The organism is Falsiroseomonas algicola (genome assembly GCF_011040385.1).
GTDB classification, from domain to species: domain Bacteria; phylum Pseudomonadota; class Alphaproteobacteria; order Acetobacterales; family Acetobacteraceae; genus Falsiroseomonas; species Falsiroseomonas algicola.
This window is the reverse complement of sequence record NZ_JAAIKB010000011.1, coordinates 118,933-138,217: the sequence shown is the minus strand read 5'-3', so window position 1 is coordinate 138,217 and position 19,285 is coordinate 118,933. Positions and strand designations below refer to the sequence as shown.

Here is a 19,285-nt window from a genome sequence, read left to right as displayed (position 1 = left end):
GGGACAAGCCATCTTCGCAAGCGCGATCAAGCGGGGCTGGGGCATGATGGGCCCATGCCGAAGACCCTGACCCGACTGGATTACGGACGGCGCATCGCCCGCGCCATGGCGCTGATCGCCGCCGACCCGGCCCGGCCGCCGAGCCTGGAGGCGATGGCGGAGGCCGCCGCCTTCAGCCCCTTCCACTTCCACCGCCTCTACCGGGAGATGACCGGGGAGACCCCGGCCGAGACGCTGGCGCGGGAGCGCCTGTCCCGCGCCGCGGCGATGCTGGTGCGGGAGGGGCTACCGGTGGCGCAGGTCGCGAAGCGCTGCGGCTATGGCAGCGCGGCGGCCTTCACCCGCGCCTTCCGCACCGCCTATGGCGTGCCGCCCGCCGCCTATCGCGACGCCGGCGGCATCGGCACGCCCCTGCTACCACGCACCCCCGAGGAGACCGGCATGTTCGAGGTGACCATCCGCGAGGAGCCGGCGCTGCGCCTGGCCTGCCTGCCGCATCGCGGGAAGTACGAGGCGATCGGCACCGTCTATGACCGGCTGCTCGCCTGGGCCGGCGCGCGGGGGCTGGTGACGCCGGAGGCGCGCTGCATCGCGCTCTATCACGACGATCCGGTTTCGGTGGCGGAAAAGGACCTGCGGTCCGATGCCGGGATCACGGTCCCGCCGGGGACGGTGGGCAGCGAGGACGTGCGGATCGTCGAGCTGCCGCCGACCCGCGCCGCCTCGCTACTCTTCAAGGGTCCCTATGCCGAGCTGGAAGGCGCCTACACCTGGCTCTACCGTGAATGGCTGCCGGGCAGCGGGGAGGAGCCGGCGGACCAGCCGGCGCGGGAGGACTACCTCAATGACCCGCGCAGCCTGCCGCCCAGCGAGTGGCTGACGGCGGTGATGATCCCGCTGAAGGAACGGACGGCATGATCGGGCGCCGCGCGGTGATCGCCGGCGCCGCCACCGCCCCTTTCGAGGCCGCTGCCTTCGAACGCGGGGCGCCCGAGGAAGCCGGTTTTCCCGCGGATCTGGCGGAACGGTTGGAGGCGGGCTTCCGGTCCGGCCTGCTGCGGCCGCTTCATGGCGTCCTGCTGAGGCGAAACGGGCGCGTCCTGCTGGAGCGCTACGCATCCGGCCCCGATCAGGCCTGGGGCCGCCCGCTGGGGGAGGTTTCCTTCGGGCCGGAGACGCTGCACGATTTGCGATCAGTCACGAAGAGCGTGACGTCGCTGCTCTATGGCATCGCCCTGGCGCGCGGGCAGGTGCCGGCGCCGGAGGCCACGCTCTCCGCCGCCTTTCCCGGCTTCCCGGACCTGGCTGCCGATCCGGCGCGGGCAGGCATCACGGTGCGGCACGCCCTGACCATGACGCTCGGCCTGCGATGGGATGAAAGCCTGCCCTACACCGATCCACGCAACAGCGAGATCGCGATGGAGCAGGCCCCGGACCGGCTGCGCTTCATCCTCGAACAGCCGGTGGTCGCGCCGCCCGGCACGCGGTGGACCTATGGCGGCAACGCGACGACGCTGCTGGGCGCGCTGATCACCCGGGGCACGGGTCTGTCCCTGCCGGAATTTGCGCGGGAGGTCCTGTTCACGCCGCTCGGCATCACGCGCTTCGAATGGCATGGGCGGGGGCCTGGCGCGGAATCCGCCGCCTCCGGCCTGCGGCTGACGCTGCCGGACCTCGCGAGGATCGGGGAATTGCTGTGGAACGGTGGCGCCTGGGAAGGGCGGCAGGTGGTGCCGGGGGACTGGCTGGCGGCCAGCGTGGCGCCAGCGATCGGCATCGAGGATGGGCTGCGCTACGGGCTGCACTGGTATCTCGGCGCCCATCGCGCCGGCGGCACGGCCCATCCCTGGATCGGCGCCTTCGGCAATGGGGGTCAGAGGCTCTGGTGCCTGCCTGCCGCCGGGCTGACGCTGGCGATCTTCTCCGGTCACTACGACCAGCCGGATGCCTGGATGACGCCGACGCGGATCTGGCGGGAGATCGTGCTGGCGAATCTGCGGCTGTAGGGCGCGGGGCGGCTCAGACCGCGTAGATCCGGATCAGCACGGAATCGGGTCGGCGTTCGCCGTAGCCCACGAAAAGGCTGCGGGTGAGCCAGAGATGCGGCTCGGCCGCGGCCTCGAAGACCGGCGTGGTGCGGAAATAGACGCGCTCCGGCGGCACGGGCTCGCCGCGCAGCAGGCGGGCCATGTCCTCCGGCGCGGCATGGCGGAGGCCGCGATTGGTGACCTGCACCAGGGCGCCGTCCGCCAGCCGCAGCGTGTAGCGCGCCTCGATCTCGGCGACGCCATCCGGGCGGATCAGCTGGAAATCGGCGCCGCCGGGCAGGACCTCTCCCGTGAGGTCGGGCCCCTCGATGGTGCCGCCGAGGATGGCGATGACGCGGCGTTCGCCATTGGGGCCGCGGCCGAGGCTGACGGGGACGCCGACCGCGGCCTTCACCTCCGCCACGAAGCGCATCGTCGGAGCCGCTTTTTCCATCTTCAAATCCTCCCTCGGGTCAGAGCATTATACATCATAACAATCCCAGGGAGTGACGACCATGAACGCCTCGCGCCGTTCCGTGCTGGCTGCCGCCGGGCTGATCCTGCCTTTTTCCGCCGCACGCGCGGCCCTGCCCGACCGGCCGGTGCGGCTGGTGCTGGGCTTCCCGCCGGGCAGCGGGCCGGACCTGGTGGGCCGCATGCTGGCGGATGGGCTGAAGGAGGCCTGGCCGGCCGGCGTGGTGGTGGACAACAAGCCGGGCGCCGCGGGCGCCATCGCCGCGCAGGAAGTGGCCCGCGCCGCGCCGGATGGCACCACCCTGCTGTTCGGGGAGGTCGGGCAGCTGGCCATGGCGCCCAGCACCTATGCCCGCCTGCCCTATGACCCCGCGCGGGACTTCGCGGCGGTGGCGGAGGTGGCGGCGATCGACTTCGCCTTCGTCGTGCCAGCGAACCTGCCGGTGAATGACCTCGCGGGCTACATCGCCTGGGGCCGGGCGCGGCCGCAGGTCTTCATGGGCACCTTCGGTGCCGGCACGCCGGGCCATTTCGGCGCCGCCATGCTGGCGAACGAGGCCGGGCTGCGGCACGAGGCCGTGCATTTCCGCGCCACCGGCGATGCGATGACGGCGATCCTGGGCGGCGACGTGCAGGGGATGTTCGGCAGCCTGGCGCTGGTGGCGCCCCATGTGCAGGCCGGGCGCCTGAAGGCGCTGGCGGTCAGCGGGCCGGAACGCGCGGCGCTGCTGCCGGGCGTGCCGACCCTGGCGGAATCGGGCTATCCGCGGCTGTCCTTCCATTCCTGGTTCGGCCTGGTGGCGCCGGCGGCGACCCCGGCCGCCACGGTGGCGTCCCTCGAAGCCGGCGTCCTCTCCGCCATGGCGGCCGCGCCGCTCCGGACCCGCATGGCGGAGGCCGGGTTCCGGCCGGCCGGGCGGGGGCGGGAGGCCTTCGCGACCCTGATGCGGGAGGAGACGCGGCGCTGGGCGGAGGTGGTGCGCGCCACCGGGTTCCGCGCCATCGAATAGGCGATCATCATCGCCCGTAAATCAATCACAGGTTTACGATGCGGATGACCGCGGCCTATCGTTGCGCCCTCGGCGCAGCGAGGACTCATGGCCATCATCAGCGGAACACTCTTCGCCGATCGGCTCCGCGGCACGGCGGCGGCAGACACCATCGCGGGCTCGGACGGGGCGGACACGCTGTCGGGCCTGGCCGGCGATGACCTGCTGGAAGGCGGTTCGGGCGACGATCTGCTGAACGGCGATAGCGGCGCCGATACGCTGCGGGGCGGCATCGGCAATGACTACTACAGCCTGGCCGCCGGTGACGTGGTGGAGGAGCGGGATGGGGAGGGCGTGGATACCGTCCGGGTCTCCGGCCTGGCCGCCTATACGCTGACCGCCTTCGTGGAGCGGCTGGTCCTGGCCAGCGCCATCGCCTTCACCGGCACGGGCAATGCCCAGGACAACGCCATCACCGGCCATGCCCTGGCGGACCATCTGCTGGGGCTCGGCGGCGCCGATACGCTGCTGGGGGGCGCCGGCGCCGATACGCTGGATGGCGGCAGCGGCGCGGATTGGCTGAACGGCCAAGGCGGGGCCGATTCCATGGCCGGCGGCGCCGGGAACGACACCTACGCGGTCGATGATGCCGGCGATGCGGTGCTGGAAGCGCCCGGCGAGGGCATCGATACCGTTCGCGTCACCGGCCTCGCCGCCTACACCCTGCCCGCGGGCGTCGAGGTCCTGGTCTTCGACGCCGCCACGGCCTTCGCCGGCACGGGCAATGGCCTGGCCAATGCCCTGCGCGCGGGGGGCGGCGGAGACACCCTGTCGGGGCTGGAGGGTGCCGATACGCTGCGCGGCGAAGGCGGCGCGGATACGCTTTCCGGCGGTGCCGGCGGCGATGCGCTGCATGGCGGCGCGGGCGACGATTCCCTGGATGGCGACGCGGATGCCGATGGGCTGTTCGGCGGCGACGGCGCGGACCTGCTGCGCGGCGGCACGGGGCAGGACACGCTGCAGGGCGGCACGGGCAACGACACGCTGCTGGGCGGGCAGCAGCGCGATTCGCTGTTCGGGGAGGGCGGCGCCGACAGCCTGGATGGCGGGGAGGATGCCGACTGGCTGCGCGGTGGCGACGGCAACGACACCATCGCGGGTGGCGACGGCGATGACGGGCTGCGCGGAGAGGGTGGGAACGACAGCCTGGCCGGCGATGCGGGGCGGGATGTGCTGAAGGGCGGCGCCGGCGCCAATACGATGGCCGGCGGCGCGGGCGACGACAGCTACTATGTCGAGGGCGACGACCTGATCCTGGAAGCGCCCGGTGGCGGCTACGATACCGTCTTCATCAGCGGCACCACAGGCTTCGAACTGCCGGATGAGGTGGAGGCGCTGCGCGCGCTGGGCAGCGGCGCCATCGTCGGCGCGGGCAACGGGCTGGCGAACCGGGTCTTCGGCGGCGCGGGCGGGGACAGCCTGGAAGGCCGCGGCGGCTTCGACCTGCTGGAAGGCGATGCGGGCAACGACACCCTGGATGGCGGGGGCGAGGCGGATCGCCTCTTCGGGCGGGAGGGGAATGACTGGCTGATCGGCGGCGGCGGGAATGACCACCTGGAAGGTGGTGCCGGCGCCGACACGCTGCAGGGTGGCGCCGGGACCGACCTGATGAAGGGCGAGGCCGGCGCGGATACCTTCCTGTTCCTCGCCGTCTCCGACGGCCCCGATTCGATCTTCCGCTATGACGGCGCGGAGGACCGGATCCTGGTCTCAGCATCCGGCTTCGGCGGCGGGCTGACCGATGGCATCGACCTGGTCGCGACCGGCCGCATCCGGACCGCCTGGGGCCATGTCGCGACGACCGCCGACGGCATCGGGCAGTTCATGCTGGATACGCGCAACGCGACGCTGTGGTGGGATGCGGACGGCGTCGGCGCCGGCGCGGCGGTCCGGATCGTCACGCTCAACAGCATGACGGGCTGGGCCGATACCGAGATCGTCGTGGTGGCGTAGGACCGGCTACCGGAACAACGCGCCGACGAGCAGGCCGAGGCCGAAGACGCCGGCGGCCGGCGAGATCATCGGCCAGAGGCGATGGGGCGTGAAGGCACCGGCGAAGGCGAAGGCCGCGCCGGCAGCATAGGCGCCAGCCCCCTGCCCCACGCCGATCCGCGCCATCACCACCAGCGGCCCGATCCCCGCCACCACGCCGCAGATCGTCGCCAGGATGCGCCAGGCGCGGTCGGAGCGCGGATCCATTCGCAGCAGCTGCGCCTCCCGCGCCCGGTATTCGAGGGCGGCGGCAAGCGCGAGGAAACCGAAGGCGAGGATCAGCATGCAAGGCGCTCGGGCAGGGCGCCGCATCATGGCAGAGCGATGACGGGGCGAAAGCAACGCCCGGTTGTTTCTCAGCCGCCGCGCCAGGCGGTTCGCAGCACGACCAGCGTCCAGACCGGCGCAGCCAGCAGCAGCGCCGTCACCAGCGCGCCGCCGGCGCCGGCCAGCGCATCCGCCACCGCGAAGGGCCAGGCGGGCAGGAAGGGCAGCGCGGCCGCGGCGGCCGCGCCGAAGGGCCAGCGCCGCGCCAGCAGCCAGCCCAGTGGCGGCAGCGCCAGGACGAGCGCGGGCAAGGGCAGCAGCACGGCAAAGGGCGTGTGCAGGATGAAGTCGAGATCGCCGGGATCGAGCGATTGCAGGAAGGGGATGGCGAGCCAGGCCGGGTTCAGCAGCAGGCCCAGCAGCGCAGGCACGAAAAAGGGCCGGCGGTTCCGCTGCATGCGGCGCCACCGGCCCCCGTTCAGCCCGCCAGGATCAGAGGTCCAGCATCAGCCGGCGCGGATCCTCGATGCTTTCCTTCACGCGCACCAGGAAGCTGACGGCTTCCTTGCCGTCCACGATCCGGTGGTCGTAGCTGAGTGCGATGTACATCATCGGGCGGATCTCGATCTTGCCGCCGACGACCATCGGGCGGTCCTGGATCTTGTGCATGCCGAGGATGCCGGATTGCGGCGGATTCAGGATCGGCGTCGACATCAGCGACCCGTAGATGCCGCCATTGGTGATGGTGAAGCTGCCGCCCGTCAGTTCATCCAGCTTCAGCGCGCCGTCGCGGGCCTTCTTGCCATAGGCGCCGATCGTCTTCTCGATCTGGGCGAAGGACATCTGGTCCGCGTCCCGCACCACGGGAACGACGAGGCCCGAGGGGCCGCCAACCGCGATGCCCATATGGACGAAGTGCTTGTAGACGATCTCGTCGCCATCGATCTCGGCGTTCACCGCCGGGAATTCCTTCAGCGCGGCGACGCAGGCCTTCACGAAGAAGGACATGAAGCCGAGCTTGACGCCGTGCTTCTTCTCGAAGACGTCCTTGTATTCGGCGCGCAGCGCCATCGCGGCGCCCATGTCCACCTCGTTGAAGGTGGTGAGCATGGCGGCGGTGTTCTGCGCTTCCTTGAGGCGCCGCGCGATGGTCTGGCGCAGGCGCGTCATCTTCACGCGCTCCTCACCCTGCTCCGCGGCGCGCGGCGCCTTGGGGGCGGCGGCGGCCGGGGCCGGGGCGGCGGCGGGCTTGGAGAGGAAGGCGAGGACGTCGCCCTTGGTCACGCGGCCATCCTTGCCGGAGGCTTCCGTGATGGCGCCGGGCGCCACGTTGTTCTCCGCCATCAGCTTGGAGGCGGCGGGGCCGGGCGGCAGCGTGGAGGCGGCGACGGCGGCGGGCGCCGGCGCGGGGGTGGCGACGGGGCCCGGGGCCGGCTTCGGCGCCTCGGCCTGGGGTGCCGGGGCGGCGGCGGGCTTGGCGGCGGCGCCACCGGCGCTGATGGTGCCGAGCACGGCACCGGGGCCGACCTCGGCGCCTTCCTCGGCGGCGATGCTTTCCAGCACGCCGGCGGCGGCGGCATTGACCTCGACCGTGACCTTGTCGGTCTCCAGCTCGACCAGCGGCTCATCCGCCGCCACGGCCTCGCCGACCTTCTTCATCCAGCGCGCGATGGTTGCGCTGGAAACGCTCTCCCCGAGCGGGGGCACCACGATATCGGTCATCTGTCCTTGCCTTCTGCCTGGTGCGCGCTCAGCCGAGGCCGAGCGCGTCGCGCACCAGGGCTTCCTGCTGCTGCTGGTGAACCTTGGCGAGACCCGTCGCGGGGCTCGCGGCCTCGATGCGGCCGGCATAGGCGGGCCGCTTCGCCTTGATCTCGATCTCCCGGAGCACGCCTTCGATCTTGCGGTCGAGGAAGGTCCAGGCGCCCATGTTCTCGGGCTCCTCCTGGCACCAGACCACCTGCGCGTTGACATAGGGCGCGAGGGTCTTGGCCAGGCTGGTGCGCGGGAAGGGGTAGAGCTGTTCGAGGCGGATGATCGCCACGTCCTTCACGCCCTTGTCGCGGCGTTCCTGCAGCAGGTCGTAATAGACCTTGCCGGTGCAGAGCACGACGCGCTTGACCTGCTCCGGGGCCGCGATCGCGTCGATCTCCGGGATCACGTACTGGAAGCCGCTGCCCGGCGCGAAATCGGCCAGGCTGCTGACCGCCAGCTTGTGGCGCAGCAGCGACTTCGGCGTCATCAGAACCAGCGGCTTGCGGTAGTTCGCCTTCAGCTGGCGGCGCAGCGCGTGGAAGTAGTTGGCCGGCGTGGTCAGGTTGCCGACGCGCATGTTCCGCTCCGCGCAGAGCTGCAGGTAGCGCTCCAGGCGGGCGGAGGAGTGTTCCGGCCCCTGCCCTTCATAGCCATGCGGCAGCAGCATCACGAGGCCCGACATGCGGAGCCACTTGGTCTCCGCGCTGGCGATGAACTGGTCGATGATGACCTGCGCGCCATTGGCGAAGTCGCCGAACTGCGCTTCCCAGAGCACCAGCGTGCGCGGGTCCGCCAGGCTGTAGCCGTATTCGAAGCCGAGCACGCCGAATTCGGAGAGCAGGCTGTTGAAGGCCTCGAACTTCGGCTGGCCGGCGCGGATGTTGTTCAGCGGGACGTATTCGGCCTGAGTCTTCTGGTCGATCAGGTAGGCATGGCGGTGGCTGAAGGTGCCGCGCTGCACATCCTCACCGGACAGGCGCACGCGATGGCCTTCCAGCAGCAGCGTGCCGAAGGCCAGCGCCTCGCCGGTCGCCCAGTCGATGCCCTCGCCCGTCTCGATCGCCTGCTTCTTGGCCTCCAGCTGGCGCATGATCTTGGGGTTGGCGCCGAAATCGGACGGCACGCGGGCGAGCGCGGCGCCCACCTCCCGCAGCGTGTCGAGGCCGACCGCCGTCTCGTGCAGGCGCTCCACCTCCTCGCCCACCGTGACGGCCTTGAGGCCGGACCAGTGGCCTTCGAGCCAATCGGCCTTGTTGGGCTTGAAGCTCTGCGCGGCCTGGAAGGCATCCTCCAGCGTCGCGTTGAAGGCATCCAGCATCGCCTTGGACTGGTCGGCGGGGATGCTGCCTTCCTTGGCGAGCTTTTCCGCGTAGAGCGTCCGCGTCGTGCGCATTTCCTTGATGCGGCTGTACATCAGGGGCTGCGTGAAGGCCGGCTCATCCGTCTCGTTGTGGCCGTGGCGGCGGTAGCAGACGATGTCGAGCACGAAGTCGGCGCCGAACTGCATGCGGAACTCCGCCGCCATGCGGGCGCAGAAGACCACCGCTTCCGGATCGTCGCCGTTCACATGCAGGATCGGCACCTGGATGCTCTTCGCCACGTCGGTGCAGTAGAGGCCGGAATAGGCATGCGCCGCGACGGTGGTGAAGCCGATCTGGTTGTTGGTCACGACATGGATCGTGCCGCCGGTGCGGTAGCCGATGAGCTGGCTCATCGCCAGCGTCTCATAGACCACGCCCTGGCCGGCGAAGGCGGCATCGCCATGCAGGGTGATGCCCATGACGCTGCGGCGCGCCTTGGTGTCGCCCGCCATGTCCTGCCGCGCGCGCACCTTGCCGATGACGACGGGATCGACGGCTTCGAGGTGGGAGGGGTTGGGCTGGAGCGAGAGGTGCACCATCCGGCCGCCGATCTCGACATCGGTCGAGGTGCCGAGGTGGTACTTCACGTCGCCGGAGCCCTGCACATCCTCGGGATGCGCGGAGACGCCCTTGAACTCCGAGAAGACGGCCGAGTAGGGCTTCTTCACGACGTTGACGAGGACGTTGAGGCGGCCGCGATGGGCCATGCCGATCGCGATCTCGTTCACGCCGCCGGCGGCCGCGGTCTCGATGATCGCCTGGATGGCGGGGATGGTGCTCTCGCCGCCCTCAAGCCCGAAGCGCTTGGTGGTGGCGTATTTCTTCGCGCAGAAGGCCTCGAAGCCCTCGGCCTCGATCAGGTCCTGCAGGATCTCCTTCTTCGCGTTGGCGTCGAAGGCCTTGAGCCAGGGGGCGCCTTCGATCCGGCGCTGGATCCAGGACTTCTGCTCGGGGTCCTGGATGTGCATGAACTCGACGCCGATCGAGCCGCAGTAGCTGGCGCGGCAGATCGCGAGGATTTCCCGGAGAGTCGCGTATTCCTTGCCCAGCACCATGTCGAGGAAGATCGGCCGGTCCATGTCGGCTTCGGTGAAGCCGTAGGTCGCGGGCGTCAGTTCCGGATGGGGCTTCGGCACCTGCAGGCCGAGCGGGTCGAGCTTGGCTTCCAGATGGCCGCGGACGCGGTAGCTGCGGATCAGCATCAGCGCGCGGATGCTGTCGAGCACCGCGCGCTGGGCGGCGGCCTTGTCCATCTGGGGCGCGGCGGGCGCGGCGGCCGGGGCGGGCTTCTCGCCCTTCTTCGGCGCGGGCGGCGGCTCCGGATCCGGGCCGAAGGCGCCGCGGAGGCGGGGCGCCCAGGAGGCGCCGGTCGCGTCCGTCAGCACCGCGCGGGCCTCGTCGTTCAGCGCCGCGAAAAGCTCTGCGAAGGAGGCATCCACGCTGTCGGGTTTCTCCGCCCAGCGGGCGTAGAGGTCGGCGAGGTAGGCGGCATTCGCGCCCGACATCGCACTCGCGAGGATATCCACTCCGGCCATCTTCTTCTCCGTCGCGCCCGGTGCCCATCCTGGGGTCCGGGCGTCGCAGTTTCCTCAGCCGGGCGGAACTCCGCCCGGTGGGCTTTCCTCAACCCGGGCGGAAATCCGCCCGGCAGGCGTCACGCTATCATAGGCCCACCGCCCCCATGGCGGCAGACCCCCATGCATATGGTGATCTGCACCCGGAACGGTGACTGGGGTGTTACTTCTTCAGCGCCTTCACCATGGTGGAGCCCAGCGCCGAGGGGCTGTCCGCCACATGGATGCCGGCCGCCTTCATGGCCGCCATCTTGGCTTCCGCCGTGTCCTTGCCGCCGGAGATCACGGCGCCGGCATGGCCCATGCGGCGGCCCGGGGGGGCCGTGGCGCCGGCGATGAAGCCGACCACCGGCTTGTTGGGCTTGCCGGGTCCGAAATTGTGTTCCTTGAGGTATTCGGCGCCGATGACCTCGGACTGGCCGCCGATCTCGCCGATCATGATGATCGACTGGGTCTCGTCGTCCTTCAGGAACATCTCCAGCACGTCGATGAAGTCCATGCCCTTCACCGGGTCGCCGCCGATGCCGACGCAGGTGGACTGGCCGAGGCCGGCCGCCGTGGTCTGGGCCACCGCCTCATAGGTCAGGGTGCCGGAGCGGGAGACGATGCCGACGGAGCCGCGGCGGTGGATGTGGCCCGGCATGATGCCGATCTTGCAGGCATCCGGCGTGATCACGCCCGGGCAGTTCGGGCCGACCAGCTTCGACTTGGAGCCATCGAGCGCGCGCTTCACCTTCACCATGTCGAGCACCGGAATGCCCTCCGTGATGCAGATGATGAGCGGCACCTCGGCGTCGATCGCCTCCAGGATCGCGTCCGCCGCGAAGGGGGCGGGGACGTAGATCACGCTGGCATTGGCGCCCGTCGCGGCCACGCATTCCTTGACCGTGTTGAACACGGGCAGGTTCAGCTCGGGGTGCATCGTGCCGCCCTTGCCGGGGGTCGTGCCGCCGACATAGGTGCTGCCATAGGCGATGCCCTGGCTGGCATGGAAGGTGCCCTGGGCGCCGGTGAAGCCCTGGGTCATGACGCGGGTGCTGGCGTCGATCAGAACGGCCATGGATCAGGCCCCCTTCTTGACCGCCGCCACGACCTTCTGGGCCGCGTCGGCAAGGTTGTCGGCCGCGATGATGGCGAGCCCGCTTTCGGCCAGGATCTTCTTGCCGAGGTCCACATTCGTGCCCTCGAGCCGCACGACCAGCGGCACGGAGAGCTTGAGGTTCTTCGAGGCCTCGACGATGCCGGTCGCGATCATGTCGCACTTGGCGATGCCGCCGAAGATGTTGACCAGGATCGCCTTGACGTTGGCGTCGGAGGTGATGATCCGGAACGCCTCCGTCACCCGCGCCGCATTGGCCGTGCCGCCGACATCGAGGAAGTTGGCGGGGCTGCTGCCGTAGAGCTTGATGATGTCCATGGTGGCCATCGCCAGGCCGGCGCCGTTCACCATGCAGCCGATCTCGCCATCGAGCGCGACGTAGTTCAGGTCGTTCTTGACCGCGTCGAGTTCCTTCGGGTCCATCTCCGTGTCGTCACGGAGCGCCTCGAGGTCCTTGTGGCGGAACAGCGCGCTGTCGTCGAAGGAGACCTTGGCGTCGAGCGCCACGATCTCGCCCTTGCCGGTCACGACCAGCGGGTTGATCTCGACGATCGCGCAGTCGAGTTCGAGGAAGGCGCCGTAGAGGCTGGTCACGAACTTGGTGAAGCTCGCGACCTGCTTGCCCTCGAGGCCCAGCGCGAAGGCGAGCTTCCGGGCATGGAAGCCGGAAATGCCGGAGGCCGGGTCCACCGCGACCTTCAGGATCTTCTCGGGGTGGTTCGCGGCCACCTCCTCGATCTCCATGCCGCCTTCGGTGGAGGCCATGATCGTCACGCGGGAGGTCTCGCGGTCCACCAGCAGGCCCAGATAGAGCTCCCGCTTGATGTCGCAGCCATCTTCCACATAGACGCGGGAGACGAGCTTGCCGGCCTCACCGGTCTGCTTGGTGACGAGCACCTTGCCGATCATCGCATCGGCCGCCGCCTTCACGTCGTCCAGCGACTTGACGACGCGGACGCCGCCCTTGCCGTTCGGGTCATTGGCGAAGCGGCCGGCGCCGCGGCCGCCGGCATGGATCTGCGACTTCACGACATAGACGGGGCCGGGCAGCTTCTTCGCCCCTTCCACCGCCTCATCCGCCGTCCAGGCGACATGGCCATCGAGCACGGCGACGCCGTAGCGGCGCAGCAGCTCCTTGGCCTGGTACTCGTGGATATTCATCCGGTCAGCTCCCGGCAGGGGTTTCGGCAGGCAGAAGCCGGGGGTTACGCGCCCCCGGCCGGCATTCTGGCGTGATCAGACGCCGAGCTTCTTGAAGTCCTCGATCAGCTTCTTCACGGCGTCGCAGGACTTGTCGAAGGCGGCCTTCTCCTCCGCGGTGAACTGCACCTCGAGGATCCGCTCCACGCCCTTCTCGCCGATCACGACGGGGACGCCGACATAGAAGTCCTTCTGGCCGTATTCGCCGTTCAGCAGCACGGCGCAGGGCAGCACGCGCTTCTTGTCCAGCAGGTAGCTCTCCGCCATCGCGATGGCGGAGGCCGCCGGGGCGTAGAAGGCGGAGCCCTTCTCCAGCAGCTTCACGATCTCGCCGCCGCCATTGGCGGTGCGGTTCACGATCGCGTCGATCTTCTCCTGCGTCGTCCAGCCCATCTTCACGAGGTCGGGCACCGGCACGCCGGCGACGGTGGAGTAGCGGGTCAGCGGCACCATCGTGTCGCCATGGCCGCCGAGCACGAAGGCGGTCACGTCCTCGACGCTGACGTTGAATTCCTGGGCGAGGAAGAGGCGGAAGCGGGCGCTGTCCAGCACGCCGGCCATGCCGACGACCTTCTCCGGCGGCAGGCCGGACTTCTGCTGCAGCACCCACACCATGACGTCGAGCGGGTTGGTGATGCAGATGACGAAGGCGTTCGGCGCGTAGGTCTTGATGCCCTCGGCCACCTGGCCGATGACGCCGGCGTTCTTGGTCAGCAGGTCGTCGCGCGTCATGCCCGGCATGCGCGGGAAGCCGGCGGTGACGATGACGACATCGGCGCCCGCGATGGCGCTGTAGTCGCCCGTGCCGGACATGGCGCTGTCGAAGCCATCGACGGGGCCGGACTGCATGATGTCCAGCGCCTTGCCGGCGGCGACGCCCGGGAAGACGTCGAACATCACGACGTCGCCGAGTTCCTTCAGGCCGATCAGGTGGGCGAGCGTGCCACCGATGTTGCCGGCGCCGATGAGCGCAATCTTCTTGCGGGCCATGAAGCGGTCCTCGACCTTGCCCCAAGGGGGGCCTTGATGTGTTTCCAGGGACCGGCGTTGCGGATTCCCGGGGGGCACATCAGCCGCAGGCAGGCCCACGCAAAAGCAGGCTCGCCGGCCGCTTGACGCGCCCGCGCCGTTACCTACTCCCGCAGTGCAGCGCGGGCAAGGCGGCGTCTGGCCGCCAAACCGGGGTCCGCAAGCCCGAAACGGGGGGCCTGGAACGCAAAACGGCCCGCCTTTCGGGCGGGCCGCTTCGGCAGGCTGTCAGGATGCCCTTCAGATGGGCATGCAGCGCACGACGTTCTCATGCCCGCGCGCCAGCGTCGCGAAGGTGCCGGCGGGGCAGTCGGTCTGCGCATAGTCCACCGCGGGCAGGCCCGCCTGCCAGCCGGCGACGCCGCTGCGGGACGGGCCGCAGACGGTGCGGCCGTTGCGGCGCGTGCAGCTGGCGGCGGCTTCGCGGGAGACGGTGGCGGCGGAGGCGCCGCGCACCACGATGCCGGTGCGCTGGGTGCGGACATCGCCGGCGCGGGCGGTCTGCTGCGGGCGGGCAGCCGGGCGCGCCGCCGGGCGGGCGGCCTGGCGCGTAGCGGGGCGGGCGGTGGTTGCGCTGCTGCGCGGTGCCGCGGCGGCGGCAGGGCGGGTGGTGGGCGCCTTGGGGCCGGCCTGCGGCCTGCTCGCCTGGGTCCTGGGTTCTTCCCGCCTGGCGGCGTCGGCCGCCTGCGGTGCCACGAGGACGAGCGAGAACAGGGCGAGCAGGACCAACCGCATGCGTATACTATCCCCCGATTGCGTCATCGGATGCAGGGCTTCGCGCCCCGTCACCCAACGCGGATCCCCCTTGGATCCGAAGCCACTTCCCGCGCCCAATAGACGGACGCCGGCGTGGCCTGTCAACGCATTATGTCCGTATGTTTCACGGGACTTCGGCTACTGCAGGTGGGCAAGCCCCAGCCAATCCTGGCTCTGCATCTCGTTCAGGCGCGACGCGGTGCGCGCGAACATCGCGGCGTTGTCGCCCTGTTCGTAGAGCCGGTCAGGCACCGCTTCCGCGCTGGCGACGAGCTTCACGCGATGTTCGTAGAGCGCGTCCACCAGCGTGATGAAGCGCCGCGCACGGTCGAAATTCTCCGGCCCCAGGCGCGGAATGCCGTCCAGCAGCACGGTGTGGTAATGCGTCGCGACCGCGAGGTAGTCCGCGGGACCGAGCGGCTTGCCGCAGAGCGACTCGAAATCGAATCGCGCCACGCCCCGCGCGGCCTGCGGGACTTCCAGGCTGCGGCCGAGCAGCGTGAGGCGTTCGGGTGCGCCATGCGGCTCCCCTGTCAGCTCCGCGAAGGCGGCATCGAGCGCGCGTTCGGCACGGTGGTCCACCGGGGTGTGCCAGGTCGGCATGGCGCGGATGCGGTCGCGCCGGTAGTCGCGCGCGGCTTCCAGCGTCAGCACCTCCAGCCGTCGCGAGATCAGCGCGATGAAGGGCAGGAAGGCGTCGCGGCCGGGGCGGCCCTTGAACAGGTCGGCGGGCGCGGTGTTGGAGGTGGCGACGACGACGGTGCCGCGCGCGAAGAGCGCCTGGAACAGCCGGCCGAGGATCATCGCATCGGCGATGTCATGCACCTGGAATTCGTCGAAGCAGAGCAGTGCGGCTTCCGCCGTGATGCTGTCGGCCAGCGGCGGGATCGGGTCCGTCGTGTCGCCATGCTGCTTCTTCCAGGCATGGATGCGCTGGTGGGCATCCTGCATGAACTGGTGGAAGTGGATGCGGCGCTTGCGGGGGACCTCCGCGCAGTCGAAGAACAGGTCCATCAGCATGGACTTGCCGCGCCCGACCTCCCCCACGAGGTAGAGGCCCATCGGCGTGCCGGCCGGCGCTTCCTCCGCCGCCACGGGCTTGCGTCGCATGAAGCGGGCGAAGAAGCCGCCCTGTTCCGGCTCCTCCGGGTGGGGGTCATAGCCGCGGGTGCGGCGCCAGAGGTCCTGCAGCACCTCCGCCGCGCGGGCCTGGGCGGGGTCCGCGGCCAGGGTGCCCGCCGCGATGCGGGCGCGGTAGGCGGGCAGCGGGCCTTCCCCACTCCCGGGGGTGATCTTCGCATCCATGGCCCCGGGACTAACCCGCGCCTTCCCATCGGGCAACGGGGCGGTACCGGCGAAGCCGGTCGTTCCGGCCGGTTGACGGGGGGGCATGCCGCCCGCAGCCTGCGGCGCCATGTCCCCGCCGCGCGCCACGATCCTCTATGCCAAGGATGGCTACGACACCTCCCGCCCCCGGCTGATGGGGCGGCATGCGGCGGGGGAGGGCTTCCTGCGCGGCATGGTGCGGCATTCCGGCTTCGACCGGCTGGTGGCGCTGGTGCCCCGCCCCGCGGATGCGGCGGCCTTCCAGGCGCAGGCCCGCGACCTCAGCGCCACCATGGCGCTGGAGGCTGTGCCGGAGGCGGAGCTGCACCGGGTGGCGGAGACGGGCTGCCTGATGCTGCCGGGGCCGGAGATGGTGCCCTTCGCCTGGCGGCGGCAGCGGACCGGCGCGGCGGGCTACTCGCTGGTCGGCATCACCCATACCACCGCCTCCCACGGCGCGATGGACAGCATCGCGGATCTGCTCACGGGCCCGTTGCAGCCCTGGGACGCGCTGATCTGCACCTCGGCCGCCGTCCGCGCTTCCGTGAGGCGGCTGCTGGAAGGCGAGGCCGCGTGGCTGAAGCAGCGGCTGGGCGCCACGCGCTTCGTGCCCCCTGCCCTGCCGGTCATCCCGCTGGGTGTGGACGTGCCCGCCCTGGCGCGGGACGAGGCGGCGCGGGCGCTCTGGCGGGGGCGGCTGGGCGTCGGGCCGCGGGACGTGGTGGTGCTGCATCACGGGCGGCTGTCCTTCCACGCCAAGGCGCATCCGCTGCCCATGTTTCTCGGGCTCGGGCGCGCTGCCGCCGCGGCGCCGGCGGGCGCGCGGGTACACCTGCTGCTCTCCGGCTGGTTCGCGGATGAGGTGCAGCGCGGCGCCTTCCAGGCGATGGCGCAGGCGCTGTGCCCGCAACTCGCGATCCATCACGTGGATGGCCGGAAGCCGGAGGTGCGCCAGGCCATCTGGTCGGCGGCCGATGCCTTCACCCTGCTGTCCGACAACGTCCAGGAGACCTTCGGCCTGGCGCCGGTGGAGGCGATGGCGGCGGGGCTGCCGGTGGTGGCGACGGATTGGGACGGGCTGCGCGACACGGTGGAGCACGGCGTCACCGGCTTCCGCGTACCGACCCTGATGGGCGGGCCGATGGGCGACCTGGCGGCGCGGCACGAAGCCACGCTCGACAGCTATGACAGCTACATCGCCGGCGCGGCGCAGTTCACCGCCGTCGATGTCGGCGCGACGGAGGAGGCCTTCCGCGCGCTGGTCGCCGATGCCGGGCTGCGGGCGCGGATGGGGGAGGCCGGGCGGCAGCGGGCGGCGGCGCTGTTCGACTGGTCCGTGGTCATCGGGCAGTACCGCGCGCTCTGGGCGGAACTGGGCGCGATCCGCGGCAAGGCGAAGCCGGGCACCGGCGACTCGCCGCGGCGGGCGGACCCGGCGGTGCTCTTCGCGGATTATCCGACGCGGCGGCTCGGCGGGCAGACGCGGCTCCGCCTGGCACCCGGCATCCCCGATGCGGCGGCGGCGGTGGCGCGGCTCACCGCGCTGGCGGCCATCCCCGGGGTGGCACCGCGACGCGAATTGCTGCCGGCGGAGGCGGGTTTCCAGGCTGCGCTGGCCGTGCTGGAAGGCGGGCCGGCGACGGTGGCCGCGATGGCGGCGGCCGTGCCGCCCGCGCGCGCGGCGCGGCTGGCGCGCGCGCTGGCCTGGCTGGTGAAGGTGGATGTTCTGCGCATGGCGGAGGATGGGTCGTGAGGGCTGCGCGGGGCGTCATCTTCGATTGCGACGGCACGCTGGTGGACAGCGAGCCGCTGTCGGCCCTGGTCTTCGCCGAGGCGCTGGTGGCGGAGGGCCTGTCCATCACGCCGGAGGCGGCGCTGGCGGCCTTCCGCGGGCGGCGCTTCGCGCTCTGCGTGCAGATGGCGGAGCAGATGCTGGGCCGCGCCCTGCCCGCGGATTTCGAGCCGGTGCTGCGGGAGCGCACGGCGCAGGCCTTCCGGGAGAGGCTGCAGGTGATCGAGGGCGCGGCGACGCTGCTGGAAGGGCTGCACCTGCCGTTCTGCGTCGCCTCCAATGCGCCGCGCGCGAAGACGGAACTCAGCCTGACCCTGACGGGGCTTCGCCACCACTTCGGGGAGCGCATCTTCAGCGCCTATGACGTGGGGTCCTGGAAGCCCGATCCCGGGCTGTTCCTGCATGCCGCCGGGGCGATGGGTCTCGACCCCGCCGATTGCCTGGTCGTGGAGGATAGCGAGGCGGGGGTGATGGCGGGCGTCGCCGCGGGGATGCGGGTGGTGGCGGTGCTACCGGAGGGACGGCCGGACTGGCTGCCGGCGGGGGTGCCCGCGCTGGACGGGCTGGCGGCGGTACGGGCGCATCTGTAGCCGCCGGACGGCACAACCACGCGTTGCATTCACCATGGTAGGGTTCGCGGCACCACCGAGAGGACGCCGCCATGATCCCCTGGGACTCCGCCTTTCCCGGCCTCATCATCGATCCGCGCACAGTGGACCGGGAGACGCTGGAACCCCGCCCCGTCAAGTTCGGCATCCGGGCAGACTTCCTCTGGGCCACCCGGTTGGCACTGACGCGCATCGCCTCGAAGCCGGTGGGGCACGATCTGCTGGGGCTGATCAGCAAGCGCTGCCGCGGCATCGGGGCGACGGGCCCGATGACCTGCCGCGTCATGCTGGGTGAAGACACCGTGCTGGAGAAGAACGGCGTCCCGGACATGACGCGCTACGCCCAAGGGGCGATCGAGAACAGCTATGCCTCGCTCAGCCTCGACATCAACGAGCCCTACGAGGTGCTGGAAGCGCAGACGCGGCGGAAATTCCAGCGCAGCCGGATGGTCGCCGGGGTGCCGATGCGGATGTCGGGGGGCGGCTTCTCCGCCTTCGCCTGCTGGAACCCCTTCATCAACTACGACCTCCACAGCGTCGTGACGCTGGGCGTGCCGACACCGGGCTTCGTGGCGCTGGCGCATGAACCGGTGCATGCGCTGCACATCCTGAGCGGGGACCATCCCCGCCATGACGACCCGATGCGGGAAGTCCTGCTGGAGGAGGCCCGGACGATCGGATGCGGGCGATTCGCGGGCGCGCGAGTCTGCGAGAACGCCATCCGGCGGGAGCACGGCATCCCCCTGCGCGGCTTCTACGCCACGCCGGGGGACTGCGCCGCGTCGGTGCTGGCCTGACGACCGGCGCCACGGCAAGGCGATCAGAATACGTATGCACAATCCATGCGTGTCATCGACCGTAACGACTCACGCAATTAGCGATCACCCCCCTTACGGCGGGTCTTGTTGTTCGTATATTGGATACTATGAGTGACGGCACGCGATCGGGAAGTGCTGGGGGGATCGAAGGCCAGGGG

General features: G+C 70.7%; 17 protein-coding genes. 7 read left to right on the top strand and 10 right to left on the bottom strand.

The window, feature by feature from the left end; genetic code table 11:
- Window positions 1-54: 54 nt before the first annotated feature.
- Both G3576_RS22905 and G3576_RS22900 read left to right on the top strand, forming a co-directional pair.
- Entirely contained in the window at window positions 55-918 is an 864-nt protein-coding gene (locus G3576_RS22905) for an AraC family transcriptional regulator (protein WP_164696792.1), read from the top strand.
- Window positions 915-2,006: a serine hydrolase domain-containing protein gene (locus tag G3576_RS22900; protein WP_164696791.1), complete on the top strand. Its 1,092-nt coding sequence runs from the start codon at window positions 915-917 to the stop codon at window positions 2,004-2,006. The genes G3576_RS22905 and G3576_RS22900 overlap by 4 nt, the downstream gene beginning before the upstream one ends.
- Window positions 2,007-2,019: 13 nt before the next feature.
- Here G3576_RS22900 and G3576_RS22895 read toward each other — a convergent pair whose 3' ends face one another.
- Window positions 2,020-2,481, bottom strand: a complete 462-nt coding sequence (locus G3576_RS22895) for a DUF3237 domain-containing protein (protein ID WP_235952364.1) — start codon at window positions 2,479-2,481, stop codon at window positions 2,020-2,022.
- 61 nt (window positions 2,482-2,542) lie between these two features.
- Here G3576_RS22895 and G3576_RS22890 point away from each other — a divergent pair, with 61 nt between their 5' ends.
- Window positions 2,543-3,511 carry a Bug family tripartite tricarboxylate transporter substrate binding protein gene (locus G3576_RS22890; RefSeq protein ID WP_164696790.1) on the top strand — a complete coding sequence of 323 codons (969 nt, stop codon included), beginning with the start codon at window positions 2,543-2,545 and terminating at the stop codon, window positions 3,509-3,511.
- Window positions 3,512-3,598: 87 nt separating this feature from the next.
- Window positions 3,599-5,503, top strand: coding sequence for a calcium-binding protein (locus tag G3576_RS32390; protein WP_164696789.1), 1,905 nt, complete (start codon window positions 3,599-3,601; stop codon window positions 5,501-5,503).
- A gap of 6 nt (window positions 5,504-5,509) precedes the next feature.
- On the opposite strand, the gene G3576_RS22880 is transcribed toward G3576_RS32390, so the two are convergent.
- The 9 genes from G3576_RS22880 to zapE all read right to left on the bottom strand — a co-directional run bounded on the left by G3576_RS22880 (window position 5,510) and on the right by zapE (window position 15,888).
- Complete coding sequence (locus G3576_RS22880) at window positions 5,510-5,827, bottom strand: hypothetical protein (protein WP_164696788.1); 318 nt, start codon at window positions 5,825-5,827, stop codon at window positions 5,510-5,512.
- Between the two features lie 71 nt (window positions 5,828-5,898).
- Window positions 5,899-6,267, bottom strand: coding sequence for a hypothetical protein (locus G3576_RS22875; protein WP_164696787.1), 369 nt, complete (start codon window positions 6,265-6,267; stop codon window positions 5,899-5,901).
- A 34-nt stretch (window positions 6,268-6,301) separates the two neighbouring features.
- A complete protein-coding gene (gene odhB / locus G3576_RS22870) occupies window positions 6,302-7,531 on the bottom strand; it encodes a 2-oxoglutarate dehydrogenase complex dihydrolipoyllysine-residue succinyltransferase (protein WP_164696786.1) in 1,230 nt (409 codons plus the stop codon).
- A 28-nt stretch (window positions 7,532-7,559) separates the two neighbouring features.
- Entirely contained in the window at window positions 7,560-10,460 is a 2,901-nt protein-coding gene (locus G3576_RS22865) for a 2-oxoglutarate dehydrogenase E1 component (RefSeq protein ID WP_164696785.1), read from the bottom strand.
- A 202-nt stretch (window positions 10,461-10,662) separates the two neighbouring features.
- The gene (sucD, locus tag G3576_RS22860) at window positions 10,663-11,559 is read right to left on the bottom strand and encodes a succinate--CoA ligase subunit alpha (RefSeq protein WP_164696784.1); all 897 of its coding nucleotides are present in this window, start codon (window positions 11,557-11,559) and stop codon (window positions 10,663-10,665) included.
- 3 nt (window positions 11,560-11,562) lie between these two features.
- A complete protein-coding gene (gene sucC / locus G3576_RS22855; protein ID WP_164696783.1) occupies window positions 11,563-12,759 on the bottom strand; it encodes an ADP-forming succinate--CoA ligase subunit beta in 1,197 nt (398 codons plus the stop codon).
- A gap of 75 nt (window positions 12,760-12,834) precedes the next feature.
- Complete coding sequence (gene mdh / locus G3576_RS22850) at window positions 12,835-13,788, bottom strand: malate dehydrogenase (RefSeq protein WP_164696782.1); 954 nt, start codon at window positions 13,786-13,788, stop codon at window positions 12,835-12,837.
- A 279-nt stretch (window positions 13,789-14,067) separates the two neighbouring features.
- Window positions 14,068-14,562: a hypothetical protein gene (locus G3576_RS22845; RefSeq protein ID WP_164696781.1), complete on the bottom strand. Its 495-nt coding sequence runs from the start codon at window positions 14,560-14,562 to the stop codon at window positions 14,068-14,070.
- Window positions 14,563-14,721: 159 nt separating this feature from the next.
- Window positions 14,722-15,888 (bottom strand): cell division protein ZapE, encoded by a 1,167-nt coding sequence (zapE, locus tag G3576_RS22840; protein WP_164696780.1) that lies wholly within the window; start codon window positions 15,886-15,888, stop codon window positions 14,722-14,724.
- A gap of 109 nt (window positions 15,889-15,997) precedes the next feature.
- On the opposite strand from zapE, the gene G3576_RS22835 reads away from it, so the two are divergent.
- The 3 genes from G3576_RS22835 (at window position 15,998) to G3576_RS22825 (ending at window position 19,106) form a co-directional block, all read left to right on the top strand.
- Window positions 15,998-17,662 carry a glycosyltransferase family 4 protein gene (locus tag G3576_RS22835; protein ID WP_164696779.1) on the top strand — a complete coding sequence of 555 codons (1,665 nt, stop codon included), beginning with the start codon at window positions 15,998-16,000 and terminating at the stop codon, window positions 17,660-17,662.
- A complete protein-coding gene (locus G3576_RS22830; protein WP_164696778.1) occupies window positions 17,659-18,291 on the top strand; it encodes an HAD family hydrolase in 633 nt (210 codons plus the stop codon). Before G3576_RS22835 ends, G3576_RS22830 begins: the two co-directional genes overlap by 4 nt.
- Before the next feature lie 71 nt (window positions 18,292-18,362).
- Window positions 18,363-19,106, top strand: coding sequence for a type III secretion system effector protein (locus G3576_RS22825; RefSeq protein WP_164696777.1), 744 nt, complete (start codon window positions 18,363-18,365; stop codon window positions 19,104-19,106).
- Window positions 19,107-19,285: the final 179 nt, after the last annotated feature.